The following is a 17,033-nucleotide window of genomic DNA, read 5'->3' on the forward strand; positions in this document are numbered from 1 at the left end:
ACGGTGGCGGGCAAGCGCGCCGTTCCGTCATTTCTGTAGACATTCATGAAGCTGAATTTGTATAAGGTGCAATGACCGGAGGGGGCATGACATGATCGACACCGCAAAAGCCATGGCCGTGCTGCTGTGCGCCGCGCTTCCGGCGCTGGCGCGCGCCGACGATCCGGTGGCCGAGGCGATCATCGACTACATGGATTTCGCCACCGAGGCGGCGGGGATCATCCTGGCCCAGCAGATCGACGAAGAGGTGTTCAATGCCGCGCGTTTCGTCGATGTGCGCAGCGCGGATGAATTCGACGCTGGTCATATTCCCGGTGCGACGAATATCGAGTGGTGCGCGCTGCCGGCGCGGCTGGACGAGATACCGGAAAGCGGGATGGTCGTGTTCTACTGCAACACCGGCATGCGCTCGGCGCAGGTGACATTCGCGGCGCGGCTGATGGGGCGCGAAAACGTGCTGGTCCTGCAGGGTGGCATCAACGAGTGGCAGAATTCGGCGGCGTTCAAACCTTGAAGAGCTGGCTGGATATCCCGCCCATGTGGCTGGCGCTGTGCCTGGGAGCCGCCTGGTGGCAGGCGGCGCATTACCCGATGGGGCTGAGCTTTGGCGGGGCGCTGGCGGATTTCATCGGCGGCGTGCTGGTGGGCGCGGGACTGCTGCTGATGGCGCTGGCCTTCTACGAAATGCGCCGCCAGCGCACGACGGTGATCCCGCATCGCGAGGCCAGCGCGCTCGTGCAGTCGGGGATATTTTCGCGCACGCGCAACCCGATCTACCTGGGCGATGCGCTGGTTCTGGCGGGGCTGATCATCTACTGGGACGCGGTTCTGAGCCTGCCGCTGGTGCCGATTTTCGTGTGGTGGATCGAACGGCATTTCATCATTCCCGAGGAAAACCGCCTGCGCCGCAAGTTTCGCGCCGATTTCGCGCGCTACAGCCAAAAGACGCGGCGTTGGGTTTGACGATGGGGGACCGTGCCTGCATGGAGTGTTTTGCAAGTTTACGTGGCCGGAATGCGACATTCCGGCAATCGAAGATGCGGCGGAGATGTGCCATAACGGCGGTCAGCCACGCGTAAAGGAGCCATGCCCGGGGGGACATGGCCGGAGAAGACGAACAAAAGGGAAGTGAAACGTTGATAATCGGAACGCCAAAAGAAGTCATCGAGGGGGAAGCGCGTGTCGCGATGACCCCGGACTCGGCGCTGCAACTGCAGAAGCTGGGCTATGAATGCATGATCGAAACCGGCGCCGGCGAGGCCGCCGGGTTTACCGACGCGGCCTATAAAGAGGCCGGGGCGACGGTGAAGAAGACCGCCAATGCGCTTTGGAAAGATGCCGACATCATTGCCAAGGTGCGCATTCCCACCGACGAGGAAATGAAGCGCCTGACCAAGGGCAAGACGCTGATTTCCTTCTTCAATCCCGGCGGGAACGAGAAGGGCCTGGAAGAGGCCAAGGCCAAGGGCGCCAACGTGATCGCCATGGAGATGGTGCCGCGGATTTCGCGGGCCCAGAAGATGGACGCGCTGAGCTCGATGGCGAATATCGCGGGCTATCGCGCGGTGATCGAGGCGGGCAACAACTATGGCCGTTTCTTCACCGGGCAGATCACCGCCGCGGGCAAGGTGCCGCCGGCCAAGGTGCTGGTCGTGGGCGCCGGTGTCGCCGGTCTGGCCGCGATCGGCGCGGCCGTGAGCCTGGGCGCGGTTGTCTATGCCTTCGACGTGCGCCCGGAAGTGGCCGAGCAGGTCGAATCGATGGGCGCCGAGTTCGTCTATCTGGATTTTGAGGAGGAGCAGCAGGACGGTGCGGCCACCGGCGGGTATGCCAGCGTGTCGTCGCCTGAGTTCCGTGAGGCGCAGCTGGCCAAGTTCCGCGAGCTGGCGCCCGAAATGGACATCGTGATCACCACCGCGCTGATCCCCAACCGCGAGGCACCGAAGCTGTGGCTGGATGACATGGTTAAAGCCATGAGGCGCGGTTCGGTCATCGTGGACCTGGCCGCCGAGAAGGGCGGCAACGTGGAAGGCACGGTGATGGACGAGAAGGTGGTCACCGACAACGGTGTCACCATCATCGGCTATACCGACTTCCCCAGCCGGATGGCGGCGCAGGCCTCGAGCCTTTATGCCACCAACATCCGCCACATGATGACCGACCTGACCCCCGAGAAGGACGGTCAGATCAATCATAACATGGAAGATGACGTGATCCGCGGCGCGACCGTGACCTATGAGGGTGACATCACCTTCCCGCCGCCGCCGCCCAAGGTGCAGGCGATCGCGGCGCAGAAGAAGCCCGAGGTCAAGGAACTGACGCCCGAGGAGAAGCGCGCGGCCGAAATCGCCGCCTTCAAGGCGCAGACCAAACAGCAGTTCACTCTGCTGGGCGTGGGTGGTGCGCTGATCCTGCTGGCAGGGCTTTATGCGCCGGCCAGTTTCATGCAGCATTTCATCGTCTTCGTGCTGGCCGTCTTCGTGGGTTTCCAGGTGATCTGGAACGTGTCGCACAGCCTGCACACGCCGCTGATGGCGGTGACGAACGCGATTTCGTCGATCATCATCCTGGGCGCGCTGATGCAGATCGGATCGGGCTCGTTCCTGGTGATCCTGCTGGCCGCGGTTTCGGTTTTCATGGCCGGGATCAACATCTTCGGCGGCTTCCTCGTCACCCGGCGCATGCTCGCCATGTTCCAGAAATCATAAGGAGGCCGGGGATATGGAATACGGTTTCACTACGGCAGCCTATGTGGTTGCGGCTGTTCTTTTCATCCTGTCGCTTGGTGGCCTGAGCGGGCAGGAAAGCGCGAAACGCGCGGTATGGTACGGCATTGTCGGCATGGCGCTGGCGGTGCTTGCCACGGTAATCGGGCCGGGCTCGGGGTTGTGGCTGTTGTCGCTGATCCTTGTTGCCGCCGGTGGCGTCATCGGGACCTACGTGGCCAAGCGCGTGCAGATGACCGAGATGCCGCAGCTGGTCGCCGCGATGCACAGCCTTGTCGGCCTGGCCGCGGTTTTCGTGGGCTTCAACGCCGATTTTACTATCAGCGCAGTACAGGCGGCGCAGGCCGCGGGCGAGGATGTGGTTGGCACCTTTGCCGATCTCGTGGCGCACAAGACACCCACCGAGATCAACATCCTGCGGGTCGAGCTGTTCCTGGGCATCTTCATCGGGGCCGTGACCTTTACCGGGTCGGTGATTGCCTATGGCAAGCTGGCCGGCAAGGTGACCTCGGCCGCGGAAAAACTGCCCGGCGGGCATGTTCTGAACGCGACCGCGGCGATCGTCTCGCTGATCTGCCTGATCTGGTATTTCAACACCGGCGGGCTGCTGCCGCTGATCATCATGACGGTGATGGCGCTCTTCATCGGCTATCACCTGATCATGGGCATCGGTGGCGCCGACATGCCAGTGGTGGTGTCGATGCTGAACTCCTATTCGGGGTGGGCCGCGGCCGCGATCGGCTTCAGCCTGGGCAATGACCTGCTGATCGTCGTGGGCGCGCTTGTGGGCTCGTCCGGTGCGATCCTCAGCTACATCATGTGCAAGGCGATGAACCGGTCGTTCATCAGCGTGATCCTGGGCGGCTTTGGCGGTCCGGCGGGTGAGCAGATGGCGGTCGAGGGCGAGCAGATCGCCATCGAGGCCGATGGCGTGGCGCAGGCGCTGGACGAAGCCGACGAGATCATCATCGTGCCGGGCTATGGCATGGCCGTGGCGCAGGCGCAGCAATCGGTATCGGAACTAACCAAGCGCCTGCGGGCCAAGGGCAAGAACGTGCGTTTCGCCATCCACCCGGTGGCGGGCCGTCTGCCCGGGCACATGAACGTGCTTCTGGCCGAGGCCAAGGTGCCCTATGACATCGTGCTGGAGATGGACGAGATCAACGACGATTTCCCTGAAACCGACGTGGTGATCGTGATCGGCTCGAACGACATCGTGAACCCGGCCGCACAGGAAGACCCCAACAGCCCCATCGCCGGCATGCCGGTGCTGGAGGTGTGGAAAGCCAAGCAGGTCTTCGTGTCGAAGCGTGGCCAGGGCACCGGCTACTCGGGCATCGAGAACCCGCTCTTCTACAAGGAGAACACGCGGATGTTCTATGGCGACGCTAAGCAGAGCCTGGACAAGCTGCTGACGATGATCGACTGATCCGGTTGATCCAGAACGAGAGAGGGCGCGCCGCGGGTGCGCCCTTTTTCTTTTGGACATGCGTTGCGGATGAGTATTTTTGGCAAGATGAAGCGACAGGTGCCGCAACGGCATTCGCGCTGCGCGTTGATCGCGGGGCGGCCATGGCCTAGCAATCGGGGCAACCGGACAGGAGACGAGCCATGAGCGAGAATATCGTGATCACCCGCGAAGAACGCGTCGTGACGCTGACGATCAGCCGCGTCGAGAAGAAGAACGCGCTGACGCAGGAGATGTATGGCGCGTTGGCCGATGCGCTGGAGGCCTATGGCGAAAGCGATGAGGACCGGGCGCTGATCATCACCGGGGCGGGCGACATGTTCACCGCTGGCAATGACCTGACCGATTTCGCCGAGGGCGACCGCGAGGCCGAGGTGCCGCCGGTCTGGCGCTTTCTGAACGCGATCCGCGATTGCCCCAAGCCGGTGATCGCCGCCGTCAACGGCCCCGGCATCGGGGTGGGGATGACGATGCTTTTGCATTGCGACCTGGTCTATGCGGGGCAAAGCGCGACGCTGAGCGTGCCCTTCGTCAAGCTGGGGCTGGTGCCCGAGGCGGGTTCGTCGGTATTGCTGCCGGCCGCGGTGGGCATGGCGGTGGCCAATGACATGCTGCTTGCGGGCAGGGTGCTGAGCGCGGAAGAGGCCGAGCGTTTCGGCCTTGTGGCGCGGGTTTTCCCGGATGGCGATCTGATGGACGCGGTGCAGGGCATCGCGCAGGGCGTGGCTACGTCGGCGCCGGTGGCGATGAAGCTGTCGAAAGGGCTGATCCGGCACGGGCGCGAGGAAGTGGCGGCGCATATGGCGCGCGAGGCCAGACATTTCGCAGCGCAGTTGCAGGGCCCCGAGTTTGCCGAGAGCGTGGCGGCGATGGCCGCGAAACGCACGCCCGATTACGGCTGAGCCCCGCGCGGATTTGGCAGGTTGAGGGCCGCCGCTGCAGCGCTATTCTGAGAGCCAGGACAAGGCGCAAGAGGGGCAGGGCCCGTGGAAGACCATCCGCTGAGATACGAGCTGGCCAATGAGATGCATGCGCGGCCCTTCCCGTCGCTGGAGGTGCCGTGCACGGCGGTGTTCCTGGCGCTGAAGAAGCCCGGCAATGCGGCGGGGCGCGACCGGGCCGAGGACATGGCGCATCTGTGCGCGCTGCTGGACCGCCACGGCGCGCCGCATCCGCAGCCCGACGCCACGCATTATTTCGGCAAGATCGGGCGACACTGGCTGAAGTGGGAAAGCCATACCGAGGTGGTGACTTATACCGCCTTTTCAGCGGGCCTGTCGGTCCGGCCGTTTGATCCGGCGGATTTCGAGGTGTTCCCGGGCGATTGGCTGAACCAGGCGCCGGGGATGCGGATCACCTCGGCGCTCATTCGGGTGGAGCCCAAAACGGAAGAGGCCGAGATGTCGGCGCAGATGGCCGACTGGTTCGTGCCGGAAAGCCTGGCGGCAAGCCGGGTGCTGGATGATGCGGCGGTGATGGCGGGCGATTTCCGCATCGATCCGGCGGGGCATCTGCGGTTTGCCGTGTTCGTCGACAAGGGGGTGGGCCAGCGCCGTGTCGGGCGGATCGTACAGCGGCTGTGCGAGGTCGAGACCTACAAGACGCTGTCTCTCCTGGGTTTTGCGCGGGCGCGGGCGTTGTCGCCGGAACTGGCGGGCGTAGGCGCACGCCTGTCGTCGCTGGTCGAGGATATGGGCGAGGACGACAAACCGGCCGACGAGACGCTGAAGGCGTTGTTGGGCGTCTCAGGTGAACTGGAGCAGATTGCGGCGCAGACCTCGTTCAGGTTCAGCGCGACGGCCGCCTATGAGCGGCTGGCGCATGAACGGGTCGAGGTGATGCGCGAGGCACGCTTTGCCGGGCGCCAGACATTCGCCGAGTTCATGCTGCGCCGGTTCGATCCGGCGATGCGGACGGTCAAGGCCACCGAAGCGCGGCTGAACGCGATGGTGGCGCGCGCCACGCGGGCCGCCGATCTGTTGCGCACACGTGTCGACGTGGAGCGCAGCGCGCAGAACCAGGCCCTGCTGGAAAGCATGGACCGACGCGCCGACCTGCAGTTGCGGTTGCAAAGGACGGTTGAAGGGCTGAGTGTGGTGGCGATTTCCTATTACGCGATCAACCTGGTGACTTACGGTCTTTTTCCGCTGGCCAAGGCAATGGATGTCGACAAGACGATGCTGACGGCGGCGGCGACGCCGGTGGTGGTGCTGATCGTGTGGTGGGTGGTGCGACGGATCCGCAAGGCGCATTGAGCCGGGTCGCAGACCCAAGAATATCGTGCCGGCGAGGCGGCTGCGCAGAGCACGATGCCGAAAACCTGCATGTTCAACTGTGATATGGCGGTCTGGGCTTTCGTCTGCCTGGCAAGGTGATGCCGGCAGGAGAGGGGTGGTCTGTACGTGCCTTTGCAACGGTCAGCCGGGATTGTCCTCCAACACCATGTCTGCGCCCTTTTCGCCGATCATCAGGGCGGCGGCGTTGAGGTTGCCCGAGACCATCGTGGGCATGATCGAGCAGTCGATCACGCGCAGACCCTTGATGCTTTTGACCCGCAGACGTTCATCGACCACCGCGCCATCGTCCACCCCCATGCGGCAGGTTGACGACGGGTGATAGACCGTCGAGGCGGTGGCGCGGATATAGACCAGCAATTCGTCGTCCGATTGCACGTCCGGGCCCGGTTCGATCTCTCGCTTGCGGTGTCTTGTCATGGCGGGGTTGTCCATGATCGACCGAAGCAGGCGCAGCCCGTCGATATTGGTGCGACGGTCGGTTTCGGTGGAAAGGTAGTTGCACCAGATATCCGGTGGCTCGTGTGGATCGGCAGAGCGGATATGGACGTGACCGGTGCTTTCGGGGCGCAGCTGGTAGAAGGAGGCGGTGAAGCCCGAAAAACCATGCAGCCGGTCGCCCATTCGGTCGGTGGAGAAGATGATGAACAGGCTTTGAATGTCGGGGGTGAGCAGATCCGGGCGGGTTTTGAAGAAGCTGCCGGCATAGCCTGCGCTGACAGTCAGCGGACCCCGGCGGCGGAAGAGGAAATCGAGGCCAAGCCCGATGCGGCGAAACAGGTTGTTGTACTGGTCGTTGAGCGTGTTGGCGGAGCCGCTTTCATGGACCGTGCGGACCTGAAGGTGATCTTGCAGGTTCTCTCCCAGTTGAGGCAACGCATGCAGCGTGGTGATGCCGTGGCGGGACAGGATATCGGGGTTGCCGATGCCGGAAAGCTCGAGGAGCTGTGGCGAGTTGATGGACCCGGCAGAAAGCAGCACTTCGCGGGTGGCGCGGGCTGTTTGACGCTGACCGTGACGTTCATACTCGATGCCCACGGCGCGCTTGCCTTCGAACAGGATGCGAGTGGTCAGCGCGTGGGTAAGAACCGTCAGGTTTGCGCGGCCCCGCGCCGGTTTGAGATAGGATTTGGCGGCGCTCCAGCGCAGGCCATCGCGGTGGGTGGACTGGTAGTAGCCGGTGCCCTCTTGCGTTGCGCCGTTGAAATCGGGGTTATCCGGCAATCCGTAGGCACGGCAAGCGTCGATATAGGCATCGCAAAGCGGGTGGGGCGCGGTGGCGTTCGAGACGGGTTGCGGGCCATCCCCGCCACGCCATTCATCCCCGCCGTTCTCGTTGGCCTCGGAGCGTTTGAAATAGGGAAGAACGCCATCAAAGCCCCAATCGGTCAGGCCGGTCTGGGCCCAGGCGTCGAAATCCTGTTTCTGGCCGCGCACATAGAGCAGGCCGTTGACCGAGGAGCTTCCGCCCAGGACCTTGCCGCGCGGGTGATAGACCGTGCGGCCGTTCAGCGCCTCTTCGGGGACGCCATCGTAGCACCAGTTGAGGCGCGGGTTGCGGAAGAGCTTGCCATAGCCCAGCGGGATGTGGATCCAGGGATTGCGGTCTTCGCCGCCGGCTTCGACCAGCAGGACCTTGTGGCGGCCATTGGCAGTCAGGCGGTTGGCCAGAACGCAACCGGCCGATCCGGCGCCGACGATGATGAAATCGAAAGCTGCCGCATCGTCCAATTCGAAGTGCTCCTGGTGCCGGAAAGGCTTCAGCGTCCGCGGATCCGCGGATCGAGCGCGTCGCGCAAGCCGTCGCCGAGGTAGTTCACCGACAACACGGTGAGCGAGATCATCACCCCGGGCAGCATCACGCGTTCGGGGAATTCCTGCATGCGCGGGACCGCGTCGGCCAGCATCTTGCCCCAGGTCGGGAAGTCAGAGGGGAAGCCCACGCCAAGGAAGGAAAGCGCGCTTTCGGTGATGATGGCGGTAGCCAGGCCCAGCGTGGCCGAGACCATAATCGGGCTGAGCACGTTGGGCAGCAGGTGGCGGAAGATGATGCCCTTGGACGTGGTGCCCGAGGCGCGCGCGGCCAATACGAATTCACGTTCCTTCAGCGCGAGGATGTCGCCGCGCACGATGCGCGCGGTCTGCATCCAGGAGGTCACGCCGATGACGCCCACGATGAGGATGAACATCCCCATCTCGGGCCCGAAATTCGCCCTGAGAGGCTGGCGGAAGAGTGTGACCGCCACCAGCAGCAACGGCAGGATGGGCAGCGACAGCACGAGATCGGTGAAGCGCATCAACGGGCCGTCGAGCCGTTTGAAGTAGCCGGCCAGAACGCCGATGGTGGTGCCGATCAGCATGGTCAGGATCATCGCGGCCCAGCCCACCGCCATGGAGGCGCGCCCGCCGGCGATGATCTGGGCCATGTGATCGCGGCCGAGGTTGTCCGAACCCAGCGGATGCGCCCAGCTGACCTTGGCATCGGAATTCCAGATTGCGGTATAGATCGGGCGGATGTCCTTGTTGCGGATATCGAGCTTTTTCGGATCGAGCTGCCAGACCATGTCGCCGAACAGAACGGCCAGCGTGACGAACAGCAGAAACCCACCGCCGAGTAGCGCGCCCTTGTGATGCTTGAACTGGTCCCAGACCTCGCGCCATTGAGAGCGGGGCGGGCGCGTGATGTCGCGGTCCTGCAGCGCATTGAGCGGGGTGTTGGGGTTCGGGGCCGGATCAGTCATAGCGGATCCTCGGATCGAGAACGCCGTAGAGCACATCGGCGATAAGGTTGAAGAGAACGATGAGCACCGCGAACATGAAGGTCAGCGTCTGTACCATCGGCAGGTCATTGGCGAAAAGCGCGGTGATCAGCAACTGGCCGATCCCGTTTACCGAGAAGACGACCTCGGTGATGATGGCGCCGCCGAAGATGCCGGGGACGCCGAGCGCGATGACCGTGATCACCGGGATCATCGAGTTGCGCAGCACGTGCACGATAACCACCACCGCTTCGCTCAGGCCCTTGGCGCGGGCCGTGCGCACGTAGTCCTGGTTGAGGTTGTCGAGCATCGCCGCGCGCATGAAACGGCTGATCTGTGCCGTGGTCTGCAGGGCAAGCACCATAACGGGCATGACCATCTGCTTGAGCTGGAACAAGAAGCTGTCCCAGTCGTTCACGACATGGGTGGTGTCATAGATGAAGGGGAACCATCCCAGCTGTACCGAGAAGATGACGATTAGCAGCGGGCCGGTGAAGAAGGGCGGGATCGAAAAGCCGATCATGGTGATGAAGGTCCCCGCCTGATCGAAGACCGAGTATTGACGGTAGGCCGAATAGATGCCGATCGGGATGGCGATGAGTATGCCGACGACGTAGGACATGCCCACCACCCATAGGGTCTGGGGCAGGCGCTGCACCACGATGTCCATCACCGGAGAGCGCGTCTGCCAGGACAGGACGCGCAGGTCGCAGGGGCCTTCCACGGTTGGGCCGCAGGGCGTGTAGAAATTGGTGTCGGGCAGCCACCCGAGGAGCGTGCTGCGGTTTGTCAGGTAATCGATCAGGACCTGCGGTTCGATCCAGAAGAGCTGAACCAGCCATTTCAGGAACTGGATGTGCAGCGGTTGTCCGAGGCCGAGTGCCTCGCGCATCTTTTCCTTCACCTCGGGGGGAATGGTCAGCGGGACGCTGGCCATCGGATCGCCAGGGGCGAGTTGCAGCAGAAGGAAGATGATCAGAGCGATGAAAAAAAGCGTCGGGATGGACAGCACCAACCGTCGGATCGTGTAGGTCAGCATGTGGCGGCGCCTTTTTTGATCGGTCTTATCGTTCTTGGGCGGAAGAGGGCGCCCACGGGTGTGCGGGCGCCCTCGTAGTCAGGACCTGATTACTTCATCCGGTACCAGTCAGCCGCGTTCCAAAGCTCGTTGTCCCAGGTGTTCAGGACAAAGCCGCCGAGCGTGTTGCTGACACCGGTCACACGACCACGGTCGACCAGCGGGACGATGACATAGCTGTCTTTGGTCAGCATGTCGTTCATCTTCTTGGCGAGGGCCGCGCGTTCGTTGATGTCGCCGGTCCGGGCGAGCTGATCGATCAGCTTGTCGTATTCCGGGTCGCAGAAGCGGTTGATGTTCTGGCCGTTCCACTGGTTCGACGGCTGCGGCTCGTTATCGCAGCGATACATCGACAGGTAAGCCTGCGGATCGGTGCCGTCGAAGTTGTTGGCGTACATTTCGACATCGGCATAGAACTTCTGGAAGGTGTCGGGCGAGCCCGGGTCACCACCGAAGAACACCGATGCGTTGATGTTGCGCAGTTCGGTTTCGACACCGATTTCCGCCCACCACTGCTTGATCAGCGCCTGGAAGTCCTGGCGGACGGCGTTGGTCGAGGTCTGGTAGAGGATCGAGAGCTTCACGCCGTCCTTGTCGCGAACGCCGTCGCCATCGCTGTCGGTCCAGCCGGCCTCATCCAGAAGCGCCTTGGCGCCTTCGATGTCCTGGGTCAGGCATTCGGTGTTATCGCTGGCATAGATCGCCGGTGCGGGCACCAGGTTGCAGGTGGCACGGCCGGCGGTGCCATACCCGATTTCCACCAGCAGGTTGCGGTCGATCGCCATGGAAAGCGCCTTGCGCACTTTCATGTCCGTGAGGAACGGGTGCGGTGCTTCGCGGGTCGAACGGGTGTTCGCGTCCAGCGCCGGATCGGGGTTGGTGAGGTTCATTTCCAGACGCTCGACCAGGGTGCCGAAGCCCGAGCGGGCCTGGCCCTTGCCGCCTTCGGCCATCTTGGCAAGGACGTCGGGCGCCAGCTGCAGGTTCCAGGCGATATCGTATTCGCCGGTTTCCAGCACGGCGCGACCGGCGCCGGTCGCGTCACCGCCGCCTTTCAGCGTCATGGTGGCGAAGGCGGGTTTCGCCGGGTCACGATAGTTCGGGTTGGCCTCGAACTGGATCACGTCGTTGGGCTTGAATTCCTTGATCACGAAGGGGCCGGTGCCGATCGGATAGAAGTTCTGATCGGTGCATTCCTGTGCCTTTTCACCCAGGCAGTTCTGGAACTGGGCCTTCTGGATGATCGGGGTCTGACCGCCGACGAAGGGACCGTAGGGGTTGGGCGTGGCTTCGCCGAAAGTGATCTTGACGGTCAGGTCGTCCACCGCTTCGACCGAGGTGACACCATCGAATTTCGAAAGCTGCGCGCAACCGCCTTCGGGATGCATGCAGTATTCGGCGGTAAACGCCACGTCAGCCGCCGTAACAGCCGAGCCGTCCGACCATTTGAGGCCCGACTTCAGCTTCCAGGTGATGGTCTTGAGGTCCTCGGATACGCCGCCATTGTCGAGCGTCGGGATGCCTTCGGCGAGGAAGGGCACCATGTTGCCGTCCTGGTCGTAGCGGGCCAGCGGTTCAAGTACGACCGAGGCGGCGTCGCCGTCCTTGGTGCCGCCCGACAGGTAGGGGCTGGGGATCGACGGGGCCTGCCAGTAGATCACGCCGACATGGCCGTCAGAGCCGCGTTCTGCGCTGGCCGCTGGGGCCAAGGCAAAGGCAGCTGCTGCGCCGAGAAGTGTTGTGCGAAGCATCATGTTTCTCTCCTTGTTGGACAGGGCGTTTCGCCTCTGTGCTCGTTGCCGCGCGTGGGGCGCGGATGAATTTTGCCGAAAGGGAAACATAGATAAAGGCGGAGCATCACCCCCGCCGCCCTTGCACCCTCCCAGGCAACTGAGGGGTATCTCAGACCGAGTGGCGACAAAATGCAAGCCTTGCCTGAGGGGAAAGGTTGCTTTTTTCGGCGTTTGCCCGTCCGTTTGACAGTGGCGCCGGGCTGAGCTTAGCGTTCAACGTCGGAAATTTGCGGGAGCGAAACATGCTCGACCAGACCAACCAGCCGATTGCGCGCATCGAAAACCTGCGGGTCGAGTTCCAGACCAAGGACGGGCCGGTTGTGGGCGTCGAGGACGTTTCCTTTGAGGTCAATCCGGGCGAAACCGTATGCATCGTTGGGGAATCCGGCTCGGGCAAGTCGGTGTCGTCTCTGTCGCTGATGCGGCTTGTGGAGTTCGGTGGCGGCGACATTGCGGGCGGGCGGCTGCTGTTCGACCGGCGCGATGGCGATGAGATCGACCTGGGAAAAACCGACCAGAACCTGATGCGAACGATTCGCGGCAACGAGATCGGAATGATCTTCCAGGAGCCGATGACGGCGCTGAACCCGGTGTTCACCGTAGGCCGCCAGCTGACAGAGGGTCTGCGCCTGCACAAGGGAATGACCAAGAAACAGGCAGAAGCCCGCGCGCTGGAACTGCTCAAGCAGGTGCGAATTCCCGAAGCCGAGCGGCGCTTGAAGCAATATCCGCACGAACTTTCGGGCGGGATGCGGCAGCGCGTTGTGATCGCCATGGCGCTGGCCTGCGAGCCGCGGCTTCTGATCGCCGACGAACCGACGACGGCACTGGATGTGACGATCCAGGCCGAGATCCTGGCGCTGATGGATCGGCTGAAGCGCGAGACTGGAACGGCGGTGATGTTCATCACCCATGACATGGCCGTGGTGGCGCAGATGGCGGACCGCGTGGTCGTCATGTACCGCGGCAACAAGGTGGAAGAAGGCCCGGTCGAACAGATATTCGAAAATCCGCAGCACGATTATACCAAGGCGCTGCTATCGGCGGTGCCGCGGCTGGGCGAGATGACGGGCAAGGATCTGCCCGAACCGATGAAGCTTCTGGGATACGAGGATCATCCGACCGATCCCATTCCCGGCAGCGACGAGGTGCTGCTGGAAGTCAGGAACCTGACCACGCGGTTCGCGGTGAAAGGCGGGTTTTTCCGCCGCACGGTGGCGAATGTGCACGCGGTCGAGGATGTGTCCTTTACCCTGCGCAAGGGGCGCACGCTGAGCCTGGTGGGGGAATCGGGCTGCGGCAAATCTACGGTTGGCCGATCGCTTCTGCGTCTGGTCGAGCCGCTGGAGGGCCATGTGACGCTGGATGGCGTGGACATCATGGCGCTGGATCACAAGGGGCTGCGAAAGGCGCGGCAGGACATGCAGATGGTGTTCCAGGACCCGTTTGCCAGCCTCAATCCGCAGATGCAGCTGATGGACCAGGTGGCCGAGCCGCTGCGCAATTATCACGCGGCTTCCGGATCGGAATTGCAGGATCGGGTCGCGCATCTTTTCGACCGGGTGGAACTGCCGCGCAGCTTCCTGCGGCGGTTCCCGCACGAGTTGTCGGGCGGCCAGCGGCAGCGGGTCGCGATTGCCCGGGCGCTGGCACTGAACCCCAAGCTGATCGTTGCGGACGAGGCCGTTTCAGCCCTGGACGTGAGCGTGCAGGCGCAGGTGTTGAACCTGATGATGGAACTGCAGGCCGAACTGGGCCTCAGCTACCTGTTCATCAGCCACGACATGGCGGTTGTCGAACGGGTCAGCCATGACGTGGGCGTGATGTATCTGGGCCGGATCGTCGAGTTGGGCCCGCGCCGCGCGGTGTTCGAGGATCCGCAGCATCCTTACACGAAGGCATTGATGAAGGCGGTGCCGATCGCCGATCCGCACAAGCGGAAATCGGAGAAAGAGCTGAACTTCAAGCCGATCCCGTCACCCATCCATCCGGTGGGATACGAACCAGCTCCTTCCGAATACGAGGAGATCAGCCCGGGGCACTTCATCCTGACCACAGATAGCGGGTATTGAGTGCGTTTTCACCGACGCGAACGATGACAATTGCTTGCTAACGAAAAACCGGTATTATTTCAGGGTGACTGTCGAATTGTTCGCGCAAGCAAAGCGTGCGCGGAGTTGTAGAAACAACAGAAAAGGATGGGACTATGAAAAAGATTGCACTGACTGCGGCGGTTGTGGCGTCGCTTGCTGCGCCGGCCATGGCGGAAACGAAAACCACGACGGCACCCGATCCGTTCGTGTCCACCCAGATGGCGGGTGGTCTTGCCGGCATGGGCATGGGCGGTGCCCTGGTTGTTACGACCTTCGCCGTCATCACGGCAGCGGCGGCTTCCGGCACCTAAGGCTGCGCCGCACGGGCAAATGAAGAACGCGGGCGTCCCCAGGGCGCCCGTTTTCTTTTTCGCGCAAGGGCGATTGCGCCCGCTGCAACGGCAAGCTAGCGTGGCGGCGTTGCGGGCCGGTCGCTGCCGGTGCGAGCTCAGCGAACAGGATACACCCCATGCGAAAACTGTCGCCACTCGAACTCATGGAAAAGCTGGTGAGCTTTCCCACTGTCAGCCGTGATTCGAACCTGCCTCTCGTCGACTGGGTCGAGGAGTACCTGACCGGGCATGGCATTACATGTCACAGACATTACCGGGAAGATAACGAACAGGCCGCCCTTTTCGCCCATGTCGGACCCGAGGTGGAAGGCGGGGTAATTCTGTCGGGTCATACGGACGTGGTGCCCGTGGATGGCCAGCCATGGGCCAGCGATCCTTTCACCGTGGTTGAACGGGACGGCAGGTACTACGGGCGTGGCACCTGCGACATGAAAGGCTTCGACGCGCTGGCGCTGTGGGCGCTGGTCGAGGCGAAGGAAGCCGGTGTGAAACGCCCGCTGCAGATCGCGTTGAGCTACGACGAAGAGGTGGGCTGTACCGGGGCGCCGCCGATGATCCAGGCAATGCAGGGCCCGTTGCCCAAGGCAAGCGCGGTAATCGTCGGCGAGCCGTCGATGATGAAGGCTGTCACAGGTCACAAGGGCGGGATCGGGATCGCCACCCATGTCGTGGGCTTCGAGGTGCACTCGTCGCTGATGCATACCGGCGTGAACGCGATCATGGAGGCGGCAAAGCTGATCGACTGGGCTAACCAGGTCAACGCCGAGGAAATGGCAAAGGACCCCGACGAGATGGCCGCGATGTTCGAGCCGCCCTGGACCCTGGGCCATGTCGGCACCATCGAGGGCGGCACGGCCAACAACATCACCGCCAAGGATTGCCATTTCATCATGGGCTATCGCGTGGTGCCGAGCCAGACCAAGGAATATTGGCGCGACCGTTACCTGGAGAAGGTGCGCGAGGTCGAAGCCGAGATGAAGAAGGTGCACCCGGACGCGCGCATCGACGTCGACATGCGCTTCGATGTGCCCGGACTGAAACCCGAAGACGACGGCGAGGCCGAGGCGCTGGTGCGCCGGATCACCGGCGACAACGCCACCCATGTGGTGAGCTATGGCACCGAAGCCGGACAGTTCCAGGAGGTGGGTTATTCCTCGGTCATTTGCGGGCCAGGCAGCATCGAACAGGCCCACCAGCCCGACGAGTATATCAGCAAGGACCAGTTCGAGGCCGGGCATCAGTTCATGCGCGACCTGATCGCGGTTCTGAGACAGGGGTAATTCCATGGCCGTGCGTAACAGGATCGCCGAGATGGCGGATGAGATCGCCGGGTGGCGGCGGGATTTCCATGCCCATCCAGAACTGCGCTTCGAAGAACATCGCACCGCGGCCCGGGTGGCGGAACTGCTGCGAGACTTCGGCTGTGACGAGGTGGTCGAAGGCGTGGGCCAGACCGGCGTCGTGGGCGTAATTCACGGGCGTGAACAGGGCTCGGGCCGGACGATTGCGTTTCGTGCCGACATGGATGCGCTGCCGATCGAGGAGGCGACGGGATCGCCGCACGCCTCGACCATCCCCGGCAAAATGCATGCCTGCGGCCACGACGGACATACCGCGATGCTGTTGGGGGCTGCGAAATACCTGTGTGAAACCAGGGGGTTCAATGGCAGTGTCGTGCTGCTGTTCCAGCCCGCCGAGGAGGGCGGAGGCGGCGCGCAGGCGATGATCGACGATGGCGCCATCGAGCGGTGGAGCATCGACGAGGTGTATGGCATGCACAACTGGCCGGGGCTGGGCATTGGCAAATTCGCTACCCGCCCGGGGCCATTCCTGGCCGCGCCATCGACCTTCGAGATCACGATCACCGGCAAGGGCGGGCACGGCGCGATGCCGCATCTGGCGGCGGACCCGACACTGGCCGGGGCGCATCTGGTCACGCAGCTGCAATCCATCGTGGCGCGCAACCTCGATCCGTTGAAACCCGGAGTGCTGTCGGTCTGCGGGTTCCGCACATCGAGCGACGCGTTCAACGTGATCCCCGATGCGGTGACGCTGCGCGGCACCGTGCGCACGATGGAGCCCGAGGTGCGCAAGATGATCCGCGCGCGCATGCAGGCGCTGGTCGAGGCGACAGCGCAGGGCTTTGGCGTGCGCGCCGAGATGGATTTCACAGCCTTCCGTGAAGCGCTGGTCAACGATCCGACCGGCGCGGCCCAGGCGGGCGAGGCAGCCGCCGCCGTGGTCGGCGATGCCGCGGTAGAGCTGGAGAGCGACCCGGCCATGGGCAGCGAGGATTTCGCCGATTTCCTGGATGTGAGGCCCGGCGCCTTTGTCTTTATCGGCAACGGGGCAAGCGCGGACCTGCACAACCCCGCCTATGAATTCAACGATGCGGCCATCCCCTATGGCGCCAGTTTTTTCACTGAGCTGGCCGAGCGGCGGATGCCCTTGAGCTAAGCGAACAGGAGA

14 protein-coding genes are annotated in these 17,033 nt (G+C 63.2%); 10 read left to right on the top strand and 4 right to left on the bottom strand.

Annotation, left to right across the window (positions count from 1 at the left end):
- Window positions 1-91 precede the first annotated feature (91 nt).
- The 6 genes from E0501_RS03235 (at window position 92) to E0501_RS03260 (ending at window position 6,449) form a co-directional block, all read left to right on the top strand.
- Window positions 92-514: a rhodanese-like domain-containing protein gene (locus tag E0501_RS03235; protein WP_137699903.1), complete on the top strand. Its 423-nt coding sequence runs from the start codon at window positions 92-94 to the stop codon at window positions 512-514.
- A 23-nt stretch (window positions 515-537) separates the two neighbouring features.
- On the top strand, window positions 538-963 hold the full coding sequence (locus E0501_RS03240; protein ID WP_137700831.1) for a methyltransferase family protein: 426 nt from the start codon (window positions 538-540) through the stop codon (window positions 961-963).
- Between the two features lie 173 nt (window positions 964-1,136).
- The gene (locus tag E0501_RS03245) at window positions 1,137-2,708 is read left to right on the top strand and encodes a Re/Si-specific NAD(P)(+) transhydrogenase subunit alpha (RefSeq protein WP_137700832.1); all 1,572 of its coding nucleotides are present in this window, start codon (window positions 1,137-1,139) and stop codon (window positions 2,706-2,708) included.
- A 13-nt stretch (window positions 2,709-2,721) separates the two neighbouring features.
- On the top strand, window positions 2,722-4,155 hold the full coding sequence (locus E0501_RS03250) for an NAD(P)(+) transhydrogenase (Re/Si-specific) subunit beta (RefSeq protein ID WP_137699904.1): 1,434 nt from the start codon (window positions 2,722-2,724) through the stop codon (window positions 4,153-4,155).
- 182 nt (window positions 4,156-4,337) lie between these two features.
- Window positions 4,338-5,096, top strand: a complete 759-nt coding sequence (locus E0501_RS03255; protein ID WP_137699905.1) for an enoyl-CoA hydratase — start codon at window positions 4,338-4,340, stop codon at window positions 5,094-5,096.
- Window positions 5,097-5,219: 123 nt separating this feature from the next.
- A complete protein-coding gene (locus tag E0501_RS03260) occupies window positions 5,220-6,449 on the top strand; it encodes a DUF3422 family protein (protein ID WP_137700833.1) in 1,230 nt (409 codons plus the stop codon).
- A gap of 162 nt (window positions 6,450-6,611) precedes the next feature.
- Here E0501_RS03260 and E0501_RS03265 read toward each other — a convergent pair whose 3' ends face one another.
- From E0501_RS03265 to E0501_RS03280, 4 genes are all read right to left on the bottom strand, one after another.
- Window positions 6,612-8,219 (bottom strand): GMC family oxidoreductase, encoded by a 1,608-nt coding sequence (locus E0501_RS03265; RefSeq protein ID WP_137699906.1) that lies wholly within the window; start codon window positions 8,217-8,219, stop codon window positions 6,612-6,614.
- Window positions 8,220-8,248: 29 nt separating this feature from the next.
- Window positions 8,249-9,229: an ABC transporter permease gene (locus E0501_RS03270; protein ID WP_137699907.1), complete on the bottom strand. Its 981-nt coding sequence runs from the start codon at window positions 9,227-9,229 to the stop codon at window positions 8,249-8,251.
- Window positions 9,222-10,286, bottom strand: coding sequence for an ABC transporter permease (locus E0501_RS03275; RefSeq protein ID WP_137699908.1), 1,065 nt, complete (start codon window positions 10,284-10,286; stop codon window positions 9,222-9,224). The genes E0501_RS03270 and E0501_RS03275 overlap by 8 nt, the downstream gene beginning before the upstream one ends.
- Before the next feature lie 89 nt (window positions 10,287-10,375).
- On the bottom strand, window positions 10,376-12,079 hold the full coding sequence (locus E0501_RS03280) for a peptide ABC transporter substrate-binding protein (RefSeq protein ID WP_137699909.1): 1,704 nt from the start codon (window positions 12,077-12,079) through the stop codon (window positions 10,376-10,378).
- 281 nt (window positions 12,080-12,360) lie between these two features.
- Between E0501_RS03280 and E0501_RS03285 the strand changes: the two genes are divergently transcribed.
- The 4 genes from E0501_RS03285 (at window position 12,361) to E0501_RS03300 (ending at window position 17,021) form a co-directional block, all read left to right on the top strand.
- Window positions 12,361-14,190: an ABC transporter ATP-binding protein gene (locus tag E0501_RS03285; RefSeq protein WP_137699910.1), complete on the top strand. Its 1,830-nt coding sequence runs from the start codon at window positions 12,361-12,363 to the stop codon at window positions 14,188-14,190.
- 134 nt (window positions 14,191-14,324) lie between these two features.
- Entirely contained in the window at window positions 14,325-14,522 is a 198-nt protein-coding gene (locus tag E0501_RS03290; RefSeq protein WP_137699911.1) for a hypothetical protein, read from the top strand.
- A 158-nt stretch (window positions 14,523-14,680) separates the two neighbouring features.
- Window positions 14,681-15,844 (top strand): acetylornithine deacetylase, encoded by a 1,164-nt coding sequence (gene argE / locus E0501_RS03295; protein WP_137699912.1) that lies wholly within the window; start codon window positions 14,681-14,683, stop codon window positions 15,842-15,844.
- A gap of 4 nt (window positions 15,845-15,848) precedes the next feature.
- Window positions 15,849-17,021, top strand: coding sequence for a M20 aminoacylase family protein (locus E0501_RS03300; protein WP_137699913.1), 1,173 nt, complete (start codon window positions 15,849-15,851; stop codon window positions 17,019-17,021).
- Window positions 17,022-17,033 lie beyond the last annotated feature (12 nt).

It is taken from the genome of Marimonas lutisalis (assembly GCF_005434965.1).
Lineage (GTDB): Bacteria > Pseudomonadota > Alphaproteobacteria > Rhodobacterales > Rhodobacteraceae > Marimonas_A > Marimonas_A lutisalis.